14 protein-coding genes are annotated in these 16,993 nt (G+C 61.1%); 9 read left to right on the forward strand and 5 right to left on the reverse strand.

Annotated features, from left to right (window positions below):
- Positions 1-20 precede the first annotated feature (20 nt).
- The gene (locus LZK81_RS13975) at positions 21-845 is read left to right on the forward strand and encodes a LytTR family DNA-binding domain-containing protein (protein WP_233953667.1); all 825 of its coding nucleotides are present in this window, start codon (positions 21-23) and stop codon (positions 843-845) included.
- On the opposite strand, the gene LZK81_RS13980 is transcribed toward LZK81_RS13975, so the two are convergent.
- Positions 842-1,774 (reverse strand): phosphatase PAP2 family protein, encoded by a 933-nt coding sequence (locus LZK81_RS13980; RefSeq protein WP_233953668.1) that lies wholly within the window; start codon positions 1,772-1,774, stop codon positions 842-844. The two genes, LZK81_RS13975 and LZK81_RS13980, sit on opposite strands and share 4 nt — an antisense overlap.
- 246 nt (positions 1,775-2,020) lie before the next feature.
- On the opposite strand from LZK81_RS13980, the gene carB reads away from it, so the two are divergent.
- Both carB and LZK81_RS13990 read left to right on the forward strand, forming a co-directional pair.
- A complete protein-coding gene (gene carB, locus LZK81_RS13985; RefSeq protein WP_046603896.1) occupies positions 2,021-5,506 on the forward strand; it encodes a carbamoyl-phosphate synthase large subunit in 3,486 nt (1,161 codons plus the stop codon).
- Positions 5,507-5,607: 101 nt separating this feature from the next.
- The gene (locus tag LZK81_RS13990; protein WP_046603895.1) at positions 5,608-6,795 is read left to right on the forward strand and encodes a T6SS phospholipase effector Tle1-like catalytic domain-containing protein; all 1,188 of its coding nucleotides are present in this window, start codon (positions 5,608-5,610) and stop codon (positions 6,793-6,795) included.
- A 22-nt stretch (positions 6,796-6,817) separates the two neighbouring features.
- Here LZK81_RS13990 and LZK81_RS13995 read toward each other — a convergent pair whose 3' ends face one another.
- Positions 6,818-8,287, reverse strand: coding sequence for a UdgX family uracil-DNA binding protein (locus LZK81_RS13995; RefSeq protein ID WP_233953669.1), 1,470 nt, complete (start codon positions 8,285-8,287; stop codon positions 6,818-6,820).
- Positions 8,284-9,516 carry a putative DNA modification/repair radical SAM protein gene (locus tag LZK81_RS14000; RefSeq protein WP_233956560.1) on the reverse strand — a complete coding sequence of 411 codons (1,233 nt, stop codon included), beginning with the start codon at positions 9,514-9,516 and terminating at the stop codon, positions 8,284-8,286. Before LZK81_RS14000 ends, LZK81_RS13995 begins: the two co-directional genes overlap by 4 nt.
- A gap of 239 nt (positions 9,517-9,755) precedes the next feature.
- Between LZK81_RS14000 and greA the strand changes: the two genes are divergently transcribed.
- Both greA and LZK81_RS14010 read left to right on the forward strand, forming a co-directional pair.
- A complete protein-coding gene (gene greA, locus LZK81_RS14005) occupies positions 9,756-10,232 on the forward strand; it encodes a transcription elongation factor GreA (protein WP_038593649.1) in 477 nt (158 codons plus the stop codon).
- A gap of 31 nt (positions 10,233-10,263) precedes the next feature.
- Entirely contained in the window at positions 10,264-11,322 is a 1,059-nt protein-coding gene (locus LZK81_RS14010; protein WP_233956562.1) for a glycosyltransferase family 4 protein, read from the forward strand.
- Here LZK81_RS14010 and LZK81_RS14015 read toward each other — a convergent pair.
- Entirely contained in the window at positions 11,306-12,331 is a 1,026-nt protein-coding gene (locus LZK81_RS14015; RefSeq protein WP_046609284.1) for a glycosyltransferase, read from the reverse strand. The two genes, LZK81_RS14010 and LZK81_RS14015, sit on opposite strands and share 17 nt — an antisense overlap.
- Positions 12,332-12,661: 330 nt before the next feature.
- On the opposite strand from LZK81_RS14015, the gene LZK81_RS14020 reads away from it, so the two are divergent.
- Complete coding sequence (locus tag LZK81_RS14020) at positions 12,662-13,441, forward strand: glycosyltransferase family 25 protein (RefSeq protein ID WP_233953670.1); 780 nt, start codon at positions 12,662-12,664, stop codon at positions 13,439-13,441.
- Between the two features lie 27 nt (positions 13,442-13,468).
- Here the strand turns inward: LZK81_RS14020 and LZK81_RS14025 are convergent, their stop codons facing one another.
- Positions 13,469-13,951 carry an Lrp/AsnC family transcriptional regulator gene (locus LZK81_RS14025; protein WP_304655949.1) on the reverse strand — a complete coding sequence of 161 codons (483 nt, stop codon included), beginning with the start codon at positions 13,949-13,951 and terminating at the stop codon, positions 13,469-13,471.
- A gap of 219 nt (positions 13,952-14,170) precedes the next feature.
- Here LZK81_RS14025 and trxB point away from each other — a divergent pair, with 219 nt between their 5' ends.
- The 3 genes from trxB to LZK81_RS14040 all read left to right on the forward strand — a co-directional run bounded on the left by trxB (position 14,171) and on the right by LZK81_RS14040 (position 16,970).
- On the forward strand, positions 14,171-15,145 hold the full coding sequence (gene trxB, locus LZK81_RS14030; RefSeq protein WP_046603890.1) for a thioredoxin-disulfide reductase: 975 nt from the start codon (positions 14,171-14,173) through the stop codon (positions 15,143-15,145).
- Positions 15,146-15,160: 15 nt separating this feature from the next.
- Positions 15,161-16,057, forward strand: a complete 897-nt coding sequence (locus tag LZK81_RS14035) for a LysR family transcriptional regulator VtlR (protein ID WP_046633779.1) — start codon at positions 15,161-15,163, stop codon at positions 16,055-16,057.
- 616 nt (positions 16,058-16,673) lie between these two features.
- Entirely contained in the window at positions 16,674-16,970 is a 297-nt protein-coding gene (locus LZK81_RS14040; protein WP_046603889.1) for an ArsR/SmtB family transcription factor, read from the forward strand.
- Positions 16,971-16,993 lie beyond the last annotated feature (23 nt).

Here is a 16,993-nt window from a genome sequence, read left to right on the forward strand (position 1 = left end):
GCAGACAACGGACAAACTTCGTGAATCACCCGTTTTTGAGCTCCACGCTTCGTGAATTGCAGCTCTTCACCCGCTCCTGGCGCTTCTGGACGACCTTTACGCTGGTTATCCTGATCTTCGTCGTCAGCGGACCCTATGGCACGCTGGAGCGGATGACGCTCGGCATCCGCCTCGGCTACTGGCTGGTCGTCCACGCCGTCACCTGGGCAATCGCCATCTCCCTGTCGATCACCGCCGAAATCCTGCTGCGAGAACACCTCAACCACACGCTCGCACGCATGATGATTGGTTCGCTGGTCGCGGCCCTGCCGATCGGCTTCGCGCTCGGCGCCATCGATTTCGCCTTCTTCGGCCGCTGGGCCGAGATGGAAACCGGCTTCCACCGGGCGCTGCTCGCGCTGCCGCTCTGCGCCCTCTTCTGTCTTCTGACCTACACGGCCATGCACCGGCAGATCGCCGAGATTTCCGCGCCAGCCCCGCCTGCACCACCTCCTGCCGCGGTGCCGGCCGCTTGGCCCGTATCCGAACCTGAGATCCTCGCCCGGCTGAAACCCCAGAACCGCGGCGCAATCCTGCGGCTTTCAGTCGAGGATCACTATACCGACGTGGTCACCACCCGCGGCCACGAACTGGTCCTCCTGCGTTTCGCCGACGCCCTGAAGGAACTTGGGCCCACGCCCGGCCTGCAGGTGCACCGCTCCCATTGGGTGGCAGATGCCCATGTCGAAACACTGAAACGCGACGGCAGCAGGCTTGTGCTGATCATGAAGGACGGCGCGGAAATACCGGTGAGCCGGACCTATGCCGATGCGGTGCGCGCGCGGTTCGGCGGCCTCTCGCGCTAAGCGGTCACTGCCATTCGGGAGGCGGTGGCCAGACGCGGGCTCCGGGTGACAACGCCCACGACGGCGATGCAGACCACGGCAACCATAACGCCTGCGATGATATCGACGAAGTAGTGGTTTGCATGCGAGACAGCCGAGATCGCCATACCGATATTGAGGACGAGTATGGGATAGCGGATAAGCCGAATCTCCCAAGCCGCCCATGCGCAAAGCGCTGCAACGGCGGCGTGAACGGAAGGGAATGTTAGAATTCCAGCGGCGTGATCAAGCGAAAAAATGAAATCGCCATTCTCCCTGACTGCATGGAACTGCTCCAGAAAGAAATAGCCGAAATGCGCATTGATATTTTGAAGGCTGTCGGCGGCGACGCCGTATATCTTGTAGGTTCCGAGCGCGGGAAACCAAATCGAAATCAGGCTGGATAGGAAACAGATGGCCGCATACGCCATCACCATCCTGTAGCCTCGCTCGGGCTTTCCCAATACGCAAAGCAGAACAGGCAAACCAAGAAGCTGCAACGCGAAGGATTGATATGCGTAGCCGAGGCTGTGGGCAATCCAGCCATGAGCATCGACGACGGCGATAAAGGAACGCCAGTCGATGGGTAGCATGGCGTCCATAGCGACCAGCTGATCGTCCACCATTGGCATTCCGACCCTGATCGCCAGATAAGTCGATATCACGGAAGGAATGATCAGGAGCAGCCCACAGCAAAGAGTCTCAACGATGTTTCTGAGGACAAACAAGCGCCGCCACGAGCAATAAGGAGAAAAGACAGCCAATATGGACAAGGCGATAAACATAAACCTCCAAAGAGACGAGTAATCCAGCCGGAAACCGGTCAACAGGACGATCGCCCATATGAGTGCATAGGGCGCAGCAGTCGTGGCAAAAAGCGCAATGCGCAGTTTTTGAAGGTCGTCTTGCATCGTCGAAACCCTTGTTCGACGAATGCTGCCAAGAAACCTTAATGTTTGCGAAAGCGGAAATGTCGATTTGAGGATTTCCTGTCATCCTCCGTTTTCCTGTCGATTTGGCGATTTATGGGGTTCCGTTCCCAACAACATTTGCCTATAAGCCGCGTCTAGCCTGAAAAGACATGCGCGCGCGACCCGACCGGTGGTATTCCACACCGCGCCGGTTTTCCGCGCAGGAAAAAAGCGGAAAGATACCCCATGCCCAAGCGCCAAGATTTGAAATCGATCCTCATCATCGGCGCGGGTCCGATCGTCATCGGCCAGGCATGCGAGTTCGACTATTCAGGCACCCAGGCCTGCAAGGCGCTGAAGGAAGAAGGCTACCGGGTCATCCTGGTCAATTCCAATCCGGCGACGATCATGACCGACCCGGGCCTTGCCGACGCCACCTATGTCGAACCGATCACCCCCGAAGTCGTCGCCAAGATCATCGCCAAGGAACGCCCGGACGCGCTGCTGCCGACCATGGGCGGCCAGACGGCCCTCAACACCGCGCTGTCACTGAAGCGCATGGGCGTGCTCGACCGCTACAATGTCGAGATGATTGGCGCCAAGCCGGCCGCCATCGACATGGCCGAAGACCGCGCCCTGTTCCGCGAAGCCATGGCGCGCATCGGCCTTGAAACCCCGAAGTCGATGCTGGCCAACGCCACCGACATCAAGGATGCCGACCGCAAGACCCATGAGATCGAGCGCAACCGGGTAAAGGAAAGCCTGACGGGTGCCGAACTCGACAAGGCACTCGACGAGCTCGAAAACCAGTGGAACCTTGGCGAGACCGACCGCAAGCAGCGTTATATCAGCCACGCCATGGCGATTGCCGCCCAGGCGATCGACGTGGTCGGCCTGCCCGCCATCATCCGCCCGTCCTTCACCATGGGCGGTACCGGCGGCGGCATTGCCTACAACCGCTCGGAATTCTTCGAGATCGTTTCCGGCGGCCTCGATGCCTCGCCGACCACCGAAGTGCTGATCGAAGAGTCGGTGCTCGGCTGGAAGGAATACGAGATGGAGGTGATCCGCGACAAAGCGGACAACTGCATCATCATCTGCTCGATCGAGAACATCGATCCGATGGGCGTCCACACGGGCGATTCGATCACTGTCGCGCCGGCTCTGACGCTGACCGACAAGGAATACCAGATGATGCGCAACGCCTCGATCGCGGTGCTGCGCGAGATCGGCGTCGAGACCGGCGGCTCAAACGTGCAGTTCGCCGTCAACCCGAAGGACGGCCGTCTCGTCGTCATCGAGATGAACCCGCGCGTCTCGCGCTCGTCGGCGCTCGCATCGAAGGCCACCGGCTTCCCGATCGCCAAGGTCGCCGCCAAGCTCGCGATCGGCTATACGCTGGACGAACTCGACAACGACATCACCGGCGGCGCGACGCCCGCCTCGTTCGAACCGTCGATCGACTACGTCGTCACCAAGATCCCGCGTTTCGCCTTCGAGAAATTCCCCGGCGCCTCGCCGATCCTGACCACCGCGATGAAGTCGGTCGGCGAAGTCATGGCGATCGGCCGCACCTTTGCCGAATCGCTGCAGAAGGCGCTGCGCGGCCTCGAAACCGGCCTGACCGGCCTCGACGAGATCGAAATCCCCGGCTTCGAGGACGGCGAGAATTCCAAGAATGCGATCCGCGCCGCGATCGGCACGCCGACGCCGGACCGGTTGCGCATGGTCGCCCAGGCGCTGCGCCTCGGCCTCACCGAAGGTGAAGTCCACGAGGCCTGCAAGATCGATCCGTGGTTCATCGCCCAGCTCAAGGGCATCACCGACATGGAAGCCCGCATCCGCGAGCACGGCCTGCCGAACGATGCCGAGAACCTGCGCATGCTGAAGGCCATGGGCTTTTCCGATGCCCGCCTCGCCAGCCTCACCAAGAAGCGCCCGAAGGAAGTGGCCGAACTGCGCAACAGCCTGAACGTCCGCCCGGTCTTCAAGCGCATCGACACCTGCGCTGCCGAATTCGCCTCGCCGACCGCCTACATGTATTCGACCTATGAAACGCCGTTCGTCGGCGAGCTGCGCTCCGAAGCCGAAGTGTCGACCGCCAAGAAAGTCGTCATCCTCGGCGGCGGTCCGAACCGCATCGGCCAGGGCATCGAGTTCGACTATTGCTGCTGCCATGCCGCCTTCGCACTAAAGGACGCCGGTTACGAAGCGATCATGATCAACTGCAACCCGGAAACCGTCTCGACCGACTACGACACCTCGGACCGGCTCTATTTCGAGCCGCTGACAGCCGAAGACGTGATCGAGATCCTGCGCGCCGAGCAGGAAAAGGGCGAAGTGGTCGGCGTCATCGTCCAGTTCGGCGGCCAGACGCCGCTGAAGCTCGCCGAGGCGCTCGAAAAGAACGGCATCCCGATCCTCGGCACCGCGCCCGACATGATCGACCTTGCCGAAGACCGCGACCGCTTCCAGAAGCTTCTGATGAAGCTCGACCTCAACCAGCCGAACAACGGCATCGCCTACTCGGTCGAACAGGCCCGCCTTGTCGCCTCCGAAATCGGCTTCCCGCTGGTCGTGCGCCCGTCCTACGTGCTCGGCGGCCGCGCCATGCAGATCATCCATTCGGAATCGATGCTGCAGAGCTACCTGCTCGACACGGTGCCGGGCCTGGTGCCGGAAGACATCAAGCAGCGTTACCCGAACGACAAGACCGGCCAGATCAATACGCTGCTCGGCAAGAACCCGCTTCTGTTCGACAGCTATCTGAGCAATGCGATCGAAGTCGACGTGGACTGTGTCTGCGACGGCACCGACGTCTATGTCGCCGGCATCATGGAACATATCGAGGAAGCCGGCATCCATTCGGGCGACAGCGCCTGCTCGCTGCCGCCGCGCACGCTTTCCAACGAGATGATCGACGAGCTGGAACGTCAGGCGAAGGCCATGGCCAAGGCGCTGCATGTCGTCGGCCTGATGAACGTCCAGTTCGCCATCAAGGATGGCACGGTCTACGTTCTCGAAGTCAATCCGCGCGCCTCGCGCACCGTGCCTTTCGTCGCAAAAACCATCGGTGCGCCGATCGCCAAGATTGCCGCCCGCGTCATGGCCGGCGAAAAGCTCGACGCGACCTTTGCCGCCTACGGCACCAAGCCCGATCCGCGCAACCTGAAGCATATCGCCGTCAAGGAAGCCGTCTTCCCGTTCGCCCGCTTCCCCGGCGTCGACATCCTGCTCGGCCCGGAAATGCGCTCGACCGGTGAAGTCATCGGCCTCGACACGGATTTCGCGCTGGCCTTCGCCAAGTCGCAGCTCGGCGCCAGCGTCGAACTGCCGCGCGACGGAACGGTCTTCGTCTCGGTCCGCGACGAGGACAAGATCCGCGTGCTTCCGGCAATCCGCATCCTGACCGATATCGGCTTCAAGGTTCTGGCAACGGGCGGTACCGCCCGCTTCCTCGCCGAACAGGGCATTTCCGCAACCCGCATCAACAAGGTGCTGGAAGGCCGCCCGCATATCGAGGATGCGATCCGCAACCGCCAGGTCCAGCTGGTCATCAACACGACCGACAGCAACAAGGCGATCTCGGACTCCAAATCGCTCCGCCGCGCGACGCTGATGCAGAAGGTGCCCTATTACACCACCATGGCCGGCGCCGAAGCCGCCGCCATGGCGATCAAGGCGCTCAAGGCCGGCAACCTCGAAGTCCGCCCGCTGCAGAGCTATTTCTGATCAAACGGACCTAGACGGGTCCAGGCTGCCGAAATCGACCATAGGTTGAAATTTATTCTCCCGAATGCTACCGTATCAAGGGGCACTCGGGGGAATGATCCATGAGCAAGAACATCGTCATTTTGCTGGACGGCACGTCCAACGAAATCAAGGCCAGCCGCACCAACATCCTCCGGCTGTTCGGAACGCTGGAGCGATCGGAACGGCAGATCGTGTATTACGATCCCGGCGTCGGAACATTCGGTGCCGACGAACACTGGTCTTCACTCGCCCGGAATGCGAGCGAAGTGCTGGGCCTTGCGACCGGCTGGGGCCTCGACCACAACGTCAAGGAAGCCTATCGCTTTCTCGTCGACAACTATGACTGCGGCCCGGTCGAGAACGGCCGCCACCCGGACCGCGACCGCATCTACCTGTTCGGCTTCAGTCGCGGCGCCTACACCGCCAGGGTGCTGGCGGGCTTCATCCATGCCTTCGGGCTGATCTCCCCGCTTTATCTCAATCTCCTCGACTACGCCTACAGAACCTACAAGGATATCCCGCAGTCCTCGGCAGCAGGCACAGGTGAAGCCTCGCCGTTTGCCGGCATGCGCCTCTATGAGCGGATGCTCGACAATGACCGGCCGCCGATAAAGCTTCTCGGTCTGTTCGATACGGTTGCCTCGATGATCGAGACCGGCCGCGGACGGCTACAGCTGAAAACTCACCCTTTCACGCACAGCAATCCCAGCGTCGAGTGGGTGCGCCACGCTCTCGCGATCGACGAGCGGCGCACCATGTTCAGGCCGGAACTTTGGACCCCCGGCCAAGTCTATCGCGGCAACCCCTTTGCTGCGCCAAAGGGACCCCAGAACGCCAAGGAGGTTTGGTTCTCAGGATTCCACTGCGATGTCGGTGGCGGCTTCCCGGAAAAGGAAAGCGGCCAGATCAAGATTCCACTGGACTGGATGATCCGCGAGACCCGGCCGACGGGTCTCCACTACAAGGACGATGTCATCGACAAGATCGTTCTCGGAGAAGGGGAAAAGAACGATTACGCCGCGCTCGATCGGTTCGCCCCGCTGCACGATTCGATGAACTGGGGATGGCGTCTCGTGGAGTGCATCCCGCGCAAGGTTCCGAAAACCTCGTGGCGGAAACGTCATGCAGCGACGGGTTATTATATCCCGTGCGTCGATCCGCGCTTGATCCCGCAAGAGGCCCTCATCCATGAATCGGTTGGCACCCGTAAGAGCACCGGCGATTATGATCCGCCCAACCTGCCGAAAGCGCCGACCTACGTCCCCTAACCGCCTGAATCATTCTCTCCGCTCACGCCGCCAAACGCTTGATCCGGCGCATGTCTTCCCTGAACCGGGCAAGCTCCTCCGCCTTCCTGCCCTCATCGGGAATGCGCAGGAGATAGGATGGGTGCACGGTCACGAACAGCATGCGCCCCTCCTCCATGGCAATGGGCTCGCCCCTGACATCCTCCAGCTTCTGGCGCATGTCGGTCAGCGCAAACAGAGCCGTCGCGCCCATCGCCACCACCAGTTTCGGCTTCACCAGTTCCAGTTCCTGGGTCAGCCACCAGCGGCATTGCCGCACCTCGCCCATATTCGGTTTCTGGTGGATGCGACGCTTGCCGCGCGGCTCGTATTTGAAGTGCTTCACCGCATTGGTGATATAAAGCGACCGCCGGTCGATGCCGACCTCGCCGATCACGTCGTTGAACAGTTTTCCCGCCGGCCCGACGAAGGGTTTTCCCGCCAAGTCTTCCTGGTCGCCCGGCTGCTCGCCGACGAACATCACCCGCGCGTCCGGCGGACCGTCGCCGAACACCGTCTGGGTCGCGAGGCAATGGATGTCGCAGCGCGTGCAATGCCGCGCCTCCTGCTTCAGCGCAGCAAGCGTACCGGCAGCAGCCATGGGCTCCGCCGGTGCCCTGGCGGCCGCCTCCTGGATGCGGTGATGGAAGGGCAAGGGTTCGCTCGCCGCCTTGCGCGCCATGTCGATGACATTGGCCTCGGCATTGGCGATCAGCCCCGGAATGAGCTCCGTTTCCGGCAGGTTCTTCCAGTATTTCTTCGGCATCTCCGTGGTCATCATTTTCACCTTCAGCCGCGCCGGATTGAAGATCGAGGCGTAGTAAGTGCGCCACAGCTCGTCGGTCTCGTCACGCAGATCGGGCTTCTCCGCCGGCTCGTCCGTCGTGCGCAGCGTCTCGCCGTCCCAGGAGGCCGAGCCCATCGGCGTCAGGATCAGCCAGTCCATGTCGGTGAAACGCCGCTGGAAGAAAGGCGCCACCCGGGCGACGATGAAATGATCCGGCTCGAACCAGGAGATGAAGCGCCGTCGCCCGGCCGTGCCTTCCTTGAGCGGCAGTTCCTTGAAACGCACGAAGGCGGTCATCTTGTGATAGTCGCGGCCGACCGATTTCGCCATGCGGCTTGCCGCAACCACGTCCGGATCGGTCGCCATCTGCAGCAGGTGCCGGCCATGAATCACCCCGCCATGCATCATCCGGAACAGCATGCGGTAGAGCAGCGCAAACCGTGTCGGGTCGGAATGGCAGAGCACCGCCTCTGCCATCCGTATGAAGGCGGGCGGCACCGTCATCGGCTCGCAGTCCGGATGCGGCGGCGGCAGATGGTTCTCGTCGAAACCGAACAGCCCGTCGGCATCGTCCATCGTCCGCCATTCGACATATTCGGGCACGATCCCGGCCATCAGGAAGGCGCGGGCGGCATCGCGCCACTCGGTGAGATCGCCCCTGCCCCGCAGCGAAAAACGGTACCTCATAACAATGACAATTGCTCGGGCTTCGGCTCGAACATCGCCCGCAAGTCTGTCCGGTCGACCAGCCGGTGCGGCGTCCAGCCCTCCGCCGTGATGAACGGCTGCACCTTCCTCAGCGATACGCCGAGCCGCTTCAGATCGTCGAGCCGCAGCCGCCCGAATCGCCGCGCTGAGAGAATGCCTTTGACTGTCTTGGTGCCGAAACCCGGCACCCTCAGCAGCATCTCCTTCTCCGCCCGGTTGACGTCCACCGGGAACCGTTCGCGATGGCCGAGCGCCCAGGCAAGCTTCGGGTCCAGATCGAGATCGAGCATGCCGTCTACCTGCGTCGCCGTGATTTCGCCGATCTCGAAGCCGTAGAACCGGTAGAGCCAGTCCGCCTGGTAGAGCCGGTGCTCGCGCATCAGTGGCGGCTTGATCAGCGGCAGCGTCTTTGACGAATCCGGGATCGGGCTGAAGGCGGAATAATAGACCCGTTTCAAGCCGTAGCTCCCGTAGAGCCGGGCGCTGGTGCCGAGAATGGTCGCGTCGCTGGCGCCATCGGCACCGACGATCATCTGCGTGCTCTGCCCGGCCGGCGCGAACGTCTTCTTGCGTTTCGTCTGCAGCGTCGGCTCGGCCATCTCCTCGATCTTCAGCCTGAGCTTGCCCATCGAGCGGCGGATGTTGTTCGGCCGCTTTTCCGGCGCGAACCGGCTGATGCCGCTATCGGTCGGCAGCTCGATATTGATCGACAGCCTGTCGGCATAAAGCCCCGCCTCCTCGATCAGATGCGCAGAAGCCTCAGGAATGCTCTTCAGATGGATATAGCCGCTGAACCCGTGGGTGGTCCTGAGCTCCCTGGCGATCCGCACCATCTCCTCCATCGTGTGGTCGGAAGAGCGGATGATGCCGGAGGAGAGGAACAGGCCTTCGATATAGTTGCGGCGGTAGAATTCCAGCGTCAGCCAGATCACCTCCTCCGGCGTGAAGCGGGCTCGCTCCACATTGCTGGACGACCGGTTGATGCAATAGGCACAGTCGTAGATGCAGAAATTGGTGAGCAGGATCTTCAGGAGCGATATGCAGCGCCCGTCCGGCGCATAGGCATGGCAGATGCCCGAACCCTCCGTCGAGCCAAGCCCGCCTGTCGCGGAAGAGTCCCGCTTCACAGTTCCGCTGGAGGCACAGGATGCATCGTATTTGGCGGCATCCGAAAGGATCGCCAGGCGTTCTTTCAGCGACTTCTTCATTAGAATGTTCACTAAATGTTCTTTTTCAGCTCGTCAAGTCATTGACAAATGGTGCCGCTTGTATCCACATGCTGAGGGAGGGGCACATCGACAGGGTTTCGAAATTCCTAGCGCTCGCTGTCGAAATTCTGTTATAGTGACCTACATTCTGATTTTACGATGGTTCCGAAGTTTCGCTCCGGAACCTGTTTCTTTTTGTGTCCGCGGTATCCGCGGGCATGCGCCTGAAGGACAAGGAAATGGTTGAAAAGGTACCGATGACGCAGAGTGGTTTTTCCAAGCTGCAAGAGGAGCTGCGCTGGCGTCAGCAGGAGGAGCGTCCCCGTATCATCGAGGCAATCGCGGAAGCGCGCGCCCATGGCGACCTTTCGGAAAATGCAGAATACCATGCCGCCAAGGAGGCCCAGAGCCATAACGAAGGCCGCGTCACCGAGCTCGAAGATCTGACGGCTCGCGCTGAGGTCATCGACCTCTCCAAGATGTCCGGCTCGAAGATCAAGTTCGGCGCGACCGTGAAGCTCATCGACGAGGATACCGACGAGGAAAAGATCTACCAGATCGTCGGCGACCAGGAAGCCGACGTGAAGGCCGGCCGCATCTCCATCTCGTCGCCGATCGCCCGCGCCATGATCGGCAAGGAAAAGGGCGATTCCATCGAAGTGGTCGCCCCCGGCGGCTCCAAGGCCTACGCCATCCTCGCCATTTCCTGGGGCTGATAGGCCCGTGGGCAAAAACGGCGATCCCGCCATCATCGATATCCGTGACGTCGAAGTGATCGCGCCGAATTTCAAGCGGCGCCTCTCCGGCGTCACGTCGACGATCATCCAGCTCGTGCCCGTCCAGAGATCGCTCGGCCAGAAGGTCGCGGCCCTTGGCCCCGGCCTGCCCGCCGACTTGGCCCATGTCCGCTATCGCGACTTGTTCCGCCTCTGGTCGCCGCCGCGCGGCAAGCGGTGCCGGATCTGGCATGCGCGCCGCAATATCGAGATGCTGCCGGCGATTTTCATGCGCGACGTGTTGCGCATGCCGATGAAGATCGTCTTCACCTCGGCCTCCCAGCGCCGCCATACCGGCTGGACGAAATGGCTGGTCTCGAAGATGGACGCCGTCATCGCCACCAGCGGCAAGACGGCGGATTATCTGACGGTCAAGAACACCGTCGTGCTGCATGGCATCGACACCACCCGCTTCTCGCCGCCCTCGGACACGGCCGACGCCAAGCGCGCCCGCGGTCTCGATCCGGCACAGAAGATCGTCGGCTGTTTCGGCCGCGTGCGGCGCCAGAAGGGCACCGATCTCTTTGTGGATTCAATGATCCGCGTGCTCGCCGGCCGCAAGGACTGGTCGGCGATCGTCGCCGGTCGCGCCACCGGTCCGCATGTGGATTTCGAGGACGGGCTGAAGAAGAAGGTCGCGGCCGCCGGCCTTGCTGACCGCATCCTGTTCGTCGGCGAACACACCGATATCAACGAATGGTATCGCGCCCTCGACCTCTTCATCGCGCCGCAGCGCTGGGAAGGTTTCGGGCTGACGCCGCTGGAAGCCATGGCGACCGCAGTCCCGGTGATTGCGACCGATGTCGGCGCCTTCCCGGAACTGCTGGTGACGGGCGACGAAGAGACCGGCCTGATCATCGCCCGCGACAGCGTCGATGCGATGGCAGAGGCAGCGGCCGCCTTCATGGACAACGAAGCCCGCCGCAAGGCCGCCTCGGCCCGCTCGCGCGCCCACGCGCTCGAAAATTTCAGCATCGAAGGCGAAGCAAAGCTGCTCGGCAATATCTACCGGATCACGGCTTCCGCTTGAAAAGGTCGATATAGGCGCTCGCCACCGCCTCTTCCGAAAACTGCCCCACCAGCGTCGCCCTGCCCTTTTCGCCAAGGCTCGCCGCCAGCTGAGGATCTGCGATCACCTGATTGATGGCGCGCGAATAACCGGCGACATCGTCGATATCGACGAGCAGGCCGTTTTCGCCGTGCTGTACGAACCAGGAAGGACCTTCCGAACGCGAGGAAATCACCGGCTTGCTCTGCGCCCAGGCCTCGAAAATGACGTTGCCGAGCGGCTCGTGGCTGGACGGCATGATGAAGATGTCTGCGGCGGCAAGATATGGCCGTGTATCCTTGTGCCAGCCGAGGAACCGTACCCGGTTCTCCATCTTGTGCTCGCGCATGACCGCTTCCAGCGCTTCCCGCTCCTCGCCGTCGCCGGCGATCCACAGATAGGCGTCCGGCACCGCCGTCATCGCCTCGATCAGCAGGTGGAAACGCTTGCGTTTGACGAAACGGCCCATCGTCATGATCAGCGGCACGCCGTCCGGCGTATCGGCAACCGACCTTGAGATCGGTGCCACGATCGACGTGTCGGTGAAGTTCGAGATCACCTCGACGCCGCGGGTCCAGCCGAGATTGTTGCGCACATGGTCGGCAATGCCCGGCGTATTGCAGACGAGAATGTCGGAGTTCTTGAAATAGCCGAGATGGGTGGGGTAGTCGCCGAGACGGGAGAGCTTGATACCCCCCTTGTAGTCCGGCATCAAGCGGGCGCCGCGGGTGGACCAGGAGATGATCGCGTCGGCCTTGTCCCGCTTTGCCATGGACAGCACCTTCATCGGCAGAAGGATGCGATCGATCGACAGGTTGCGGAAATTGCTCTCGATCACCTTGGCATGGGCCTCGACATCCGGCTTCCAGCGGCGGTTCCAGCGCATCACGACCGTCTGATCGACCCCACGGCGGTCGAGAGCGCCGACCAGATGCACGAAGAATTTCTCCGCCCCGCCGTCCTTGCCGAAAATATACTGATGAACCCGCATAAATCGTTGTCCTGCCGTTTTCTTTAAGCCGCTGTATACCGAAATCGGCATCCGAAGGAAGCTCTGCCTCCCTGTTGCGGTTGAAAAACCTGCGCGAAGGAGACAAAAACAGTTGTCCCGGGAATGCCGGACCTGTCCCGGATATGGCGCCTCAACTCTTCAGCACCTGCGCGGACGATATTGTCGGGACTAAAACGACGCTTGTTCCAAAAACCATCCGGCCGCGATATAGCAACATTCGAAAAGCTTCGACTATCACAAGTCTACCGGCGACGGGGGCGGCTATAGCAGGCGAAATGCTGCTGCGCCTCCTTGCCGAAAAAGGGAAATATGCAATCGCTTGAGACCTATGTCATCAATCTGGATGGCAGCAATGACCGCCTGCAGACCATCAGCGACCGTCTTTCAGCCTTCGGTATCGTCTTCGAGCGGATCTCCGCCGTCGACGGCCGCAAGTTCGATCTCGCGACGATCCCGGACTACGACGCCGAGCGCGCCCAGAGTTATATGGGCCGCACCCTCGTCGGCGGCGAAATCGGCTGCTACCGCAGCCACCTGAAGGTCGCCGAACATTTCCTGAAGTCCGACGCCCGTTATGCGCTGGTTCTGGAAGACGACGCGTTGCCGCTCTGCAACCCGGTCGAACTGCTCGAAGCGGCCCTCCCCGATCTCGAGAAGGCCGATCCCGACTGGCGGCTGATCAATATCGGCAACAACAAACTCAAGATCGCCACCCCTCTCTCCCGCTACGGCATCGGCGGCCACGACTGCGAACTGGTGGCCGCCCATTACTTCCCGATGACGACGAGCGCGATCGTCTGGTCACGCGAAGGCGCCCGGCTCTTCATCGAGGAGCACAAAAAGATGTTCGCGCCGGTCGACAATTATTTCCGCCACTGGCTGACCCGAACCGGCCACGGTTATTCCTTCTGGCCCTCGCCCGTCACCACCACGGATGCCGCAAGCGAAATCCTCGCGAGCTCCGGCCGCGCCAGAAAAACCAACAAGCGGAAATGGTTCTACGCGTTCGCCAAGCAGCGCCGCCTGATGGAGGACAAGCTGATCGCATTCATTCACAAGAAGCGGTTTCGGCCTGCCGGGAGCAAGTGACTAGGCGCCCGCCGGCGCCGGTGCGCTTCAAATCTCGACCAGACCCAGCTGCTTCACCTGTCGAATGGTCAGCATGGTGCGCACCGTGTCCACATGCTGGTCGGCGGTCAGTACCTCGATGACGAAGTCCTGGAAGACGGTGAGGTTCTGGGCCGCGCAGCGCAGCAGGAAATCGCTGTCGCCGTTGACCATCCAGGCCTCCCGCACCATCGGCCATTGCTGCACCTTCGCAGCGAAGGCCTTGAGGTCCGCGTCCGACTGCCGCTTCAGCCCGACCATGCAGAAGGCGACGAGATCCACGCCGAGTTTCGGGGCGTTGAGAAGCGCGTGATAGCCTTCGATGATACCGGCTTCCTCGAGCTTGCGCACGCGGCGCAGGCAGGGCGGGGCGGAAATGCCGACGCGTTCTGCGAGCTCGACATTGGTCATGCGCCCGTCACGTTGCAATTCCCGCAGGATTTTTAGGTCGATGGCATCAAGATCGGCGCGAAGCACATAGGTCCCCTTCATTCTGCAGTGCTTTTATCGCAAGAGGAATTTTACGCAAGAATATGTCTTGAGGCGCTTGGCTTCCGTTTCCATGCCAACTGATCTGTTGTTAGTGCAAGGCTGCCCTTGCATTGCTGCATGGATCGATCTTACATGGCGCTTCTAAAGCGGCAGACCGGACATCGACCACCTATATGAGGGGCAACGAAACGTCGACCGGTCTTTGAAAGGAAATAACCCATGTCCTCCCGTCATACCGAGGTCCTGATCATCGGCTCCGGCCCGGCTGGCTATACCGCCGCCATCTATGCGGCGCGCGCCATGCTGAAGCCGGTTCTGATCGCCGGCATGGAACAGGGCGGCCAGCTGATGATCACCACGGATGTCGAGAACTATCCGGGCTTCGGCGATCCGATCCAGGGTCCCTGGCTGATGGAGCAGATGCTGAAACAGGCGACCCATGTGGGCGCCGAGATCGTCAATGACCTCGTCACCGAAGTCGAGCTCAACCATCGCCCCTTCACCGTGCGCACCGATTCGGGAGCCGTCTGGACCGCCGAGACGATCATCATCTCGACCGGCGCCAAGGCAAAATGGCTCGGCATCGAAACCGAACAGCAGTTCCAGGGCTTTGGCGTCTCCGCCTGCGCCACCTGCGACGGCTTCTTCTATCGCAACAAGGACGTGATCGTGGTCGGCGGCGGCAATTCGGCCGTCGAGGAAGCGCTCTACCTGTCGAACATCGCCAAGTCGGTGACGGTCGTGCACCGCCGTGACTCGTTCCGCTCGGAAAAGATCTTGTCTGAACGCCTCTCCCAGCGCTCGAATGTCAACGTGTTGTGGAACACCGAAATCGCCGAGATCACCGGCAAGCCGGCCAAGGCGCCGATGCCGCCGTCCGTCGAGGGCGTCAAGCTGCGCAACACCCAGACCGGTACAGTTACCGACTTCCCGATCCATGGCGTCTTCGTGGCGATCGGCCATGCGCCGGCGACAGAACTGTTCCAGGGCAAATTGAAGATGAAGCCGAACGGCTATCTGTGGACAGCTCCCGATTCAACTGCCACCGACGTGCCCGGCGTGTTTGCCGCCGGCGACGTGACGGACGACACTTTTCGCCAGGCGATCACCGCCGCCGGCATGGGCTGCATGGCAGCGCTCGAGGCCGAACGTTACCTTTCCGGCATCCAGCCGGTTGCCATAGCCGCGGAGTGACGTTGAACGATGGGTGTGCCGCTCGACTGGGATAAACTGCGCATTTTCCACGCGGCGGCGGAGGCAGGATCCTTCACCCATGCGGCCGACAAGCTGCATCTTTCCCAGTCGGCGATCAGCCGCCAGGTCAGCGCACTGGAACAGGATGTCGGGGTAAAACTCTTCCATCGCCACGCACGCGGCCTGATCCTCACCGAACAGGGCGAACTTCTCTATCGCACTGCCCACGATGTGCTCCTGAAGCTCGAAACGGTGAAGATGCAGCTCACCGAGACGACGGAAAAGCCGTCCGGCAAGCTGCGCGTGACGACGACCGTCGGCCTCGGCCAGGGCTGGCTCACCGACAAGGTGCAGGAATTCCTGCAGCTCTATCCGGAAATGTCGATCCAGTTGATCCTCGACAACGAGGAAGTGGACGTCAACATGCGCCATGCGGATTGCGCCATCCGGCTTCGTCAGCCGGTGCAGTCCGACCTCATCCAGCGCAAGCTCTTCACCGTGCACATGCACGTCTATGCGGCACCCTCCTACATCAACCGTTACGGCGAGCCGCAATCCGTCGAGGATCTCGACCAACATCGCATCATCACCTTCGGGGAGCCGGCGCCGAACTACCTGCTCGACGTCAACTGGCTGGAATACGCGGGCCGGTCGTCGGACAATACCCGCACGCCGCATCTGCAGATCAACAGCCAGACGTCGATCAAGCGCGCCTGCCTCCTGGGAATCGGCATCGCATGCTTGCCGGACTATATCGTCGGCCGCGATCCCGGACTGATTCAGCTGGCTATCAATGCCGACATCCCCTCCTTCGATACCTATTTCTGCTATCCGGATGAAATGAAGAACGCCGCGAAGCTGAAAGTCTTCCGCGATTTCGTGGTCGGCAAGGCCCGCAACTGGAGCTTCTGACCGGCGCGGGGCCGAACTGGATGCCCCGAAAAACCCTATAATTCCGAGGGTTTTGGGGGCTCTGCGGCCGCCTGATATGTAACCACTGAGCGCATTAAATTAGAGCGTTGCGCCTCACGCATGGCTGTCCTGCACAAAAGAGTATTGTTCACTGCACAAAAAACCACCATATCGCACACAGCTGATGCACATGGCGGCTTTTCCTCCCAGTTCCGCCGCAGCAGCTGTTCCCCTCTGGAGGTTTTTTTGACCTTCACACTTATAGGGCCCTGGAGCGATCCAGTGGCCCTCTTTTTTTGCGCTGAATTCTGTCGCGGCTCATTCACCGGTTTCCACCGTCACAATCCGCGTCAAAACTTCTGTTCAATATCCCATCCAGACCCTTGTCGAGCGAAACCCGCCTCCCCATATTGAGTTCAGCTGGCGCGCTTCGGCGACGTCCCTGTCGTCTGTGCCGGCTGTTCCCCTCTGGAGGTTTTGACCTTCACAATTATTGGGCCTCGGAGCGATCCGGCGGCCCATTTTTTTACAATCTCCCATTCCTGCGCAAACCGCTCCCTTTAAATCGTCTTCCGACGATCTATATATCGAGAAACTCCGATATTGGATCCTCATCATGGACAAGACGGAAATTCTGAAAGCGCTGGCGCATCCGGTCCGGGTCGAATTCCTGGAATGGATGAAGGAGCCGGAACGTCATTTTTGCGATCAGGCGCACCCGCTCGAAATGGGCATCTGCGCCAGCCAGTTCGAAAAACGCTGCGGCCTCTCCCAATCCACGGTCTCGGCGCATCTTTCGACGCTTGAGAAAGCCCGCCTGGTGAAAATCGACCGGGTCGGCCAATGGGCATTCTACCACCGCGACGAAAAAACCATCGCGGCCTTCCTCGACGATCTCAGATCGACCCTCTGATCCCCCGCCTCTCCTCCCAACAG

Origin of the sequence: Neorhizobium galegae, from assembly GCF_021391675.1 — a bacterium.
GTDB classification, from domain to species: domain Bacteria; phylum Pseudomonadota; class Alphaproteobacteria; order Rhizobiales; family Rhizobiaceae; genus Neorhizobium; species Neorhizobium galegae_B.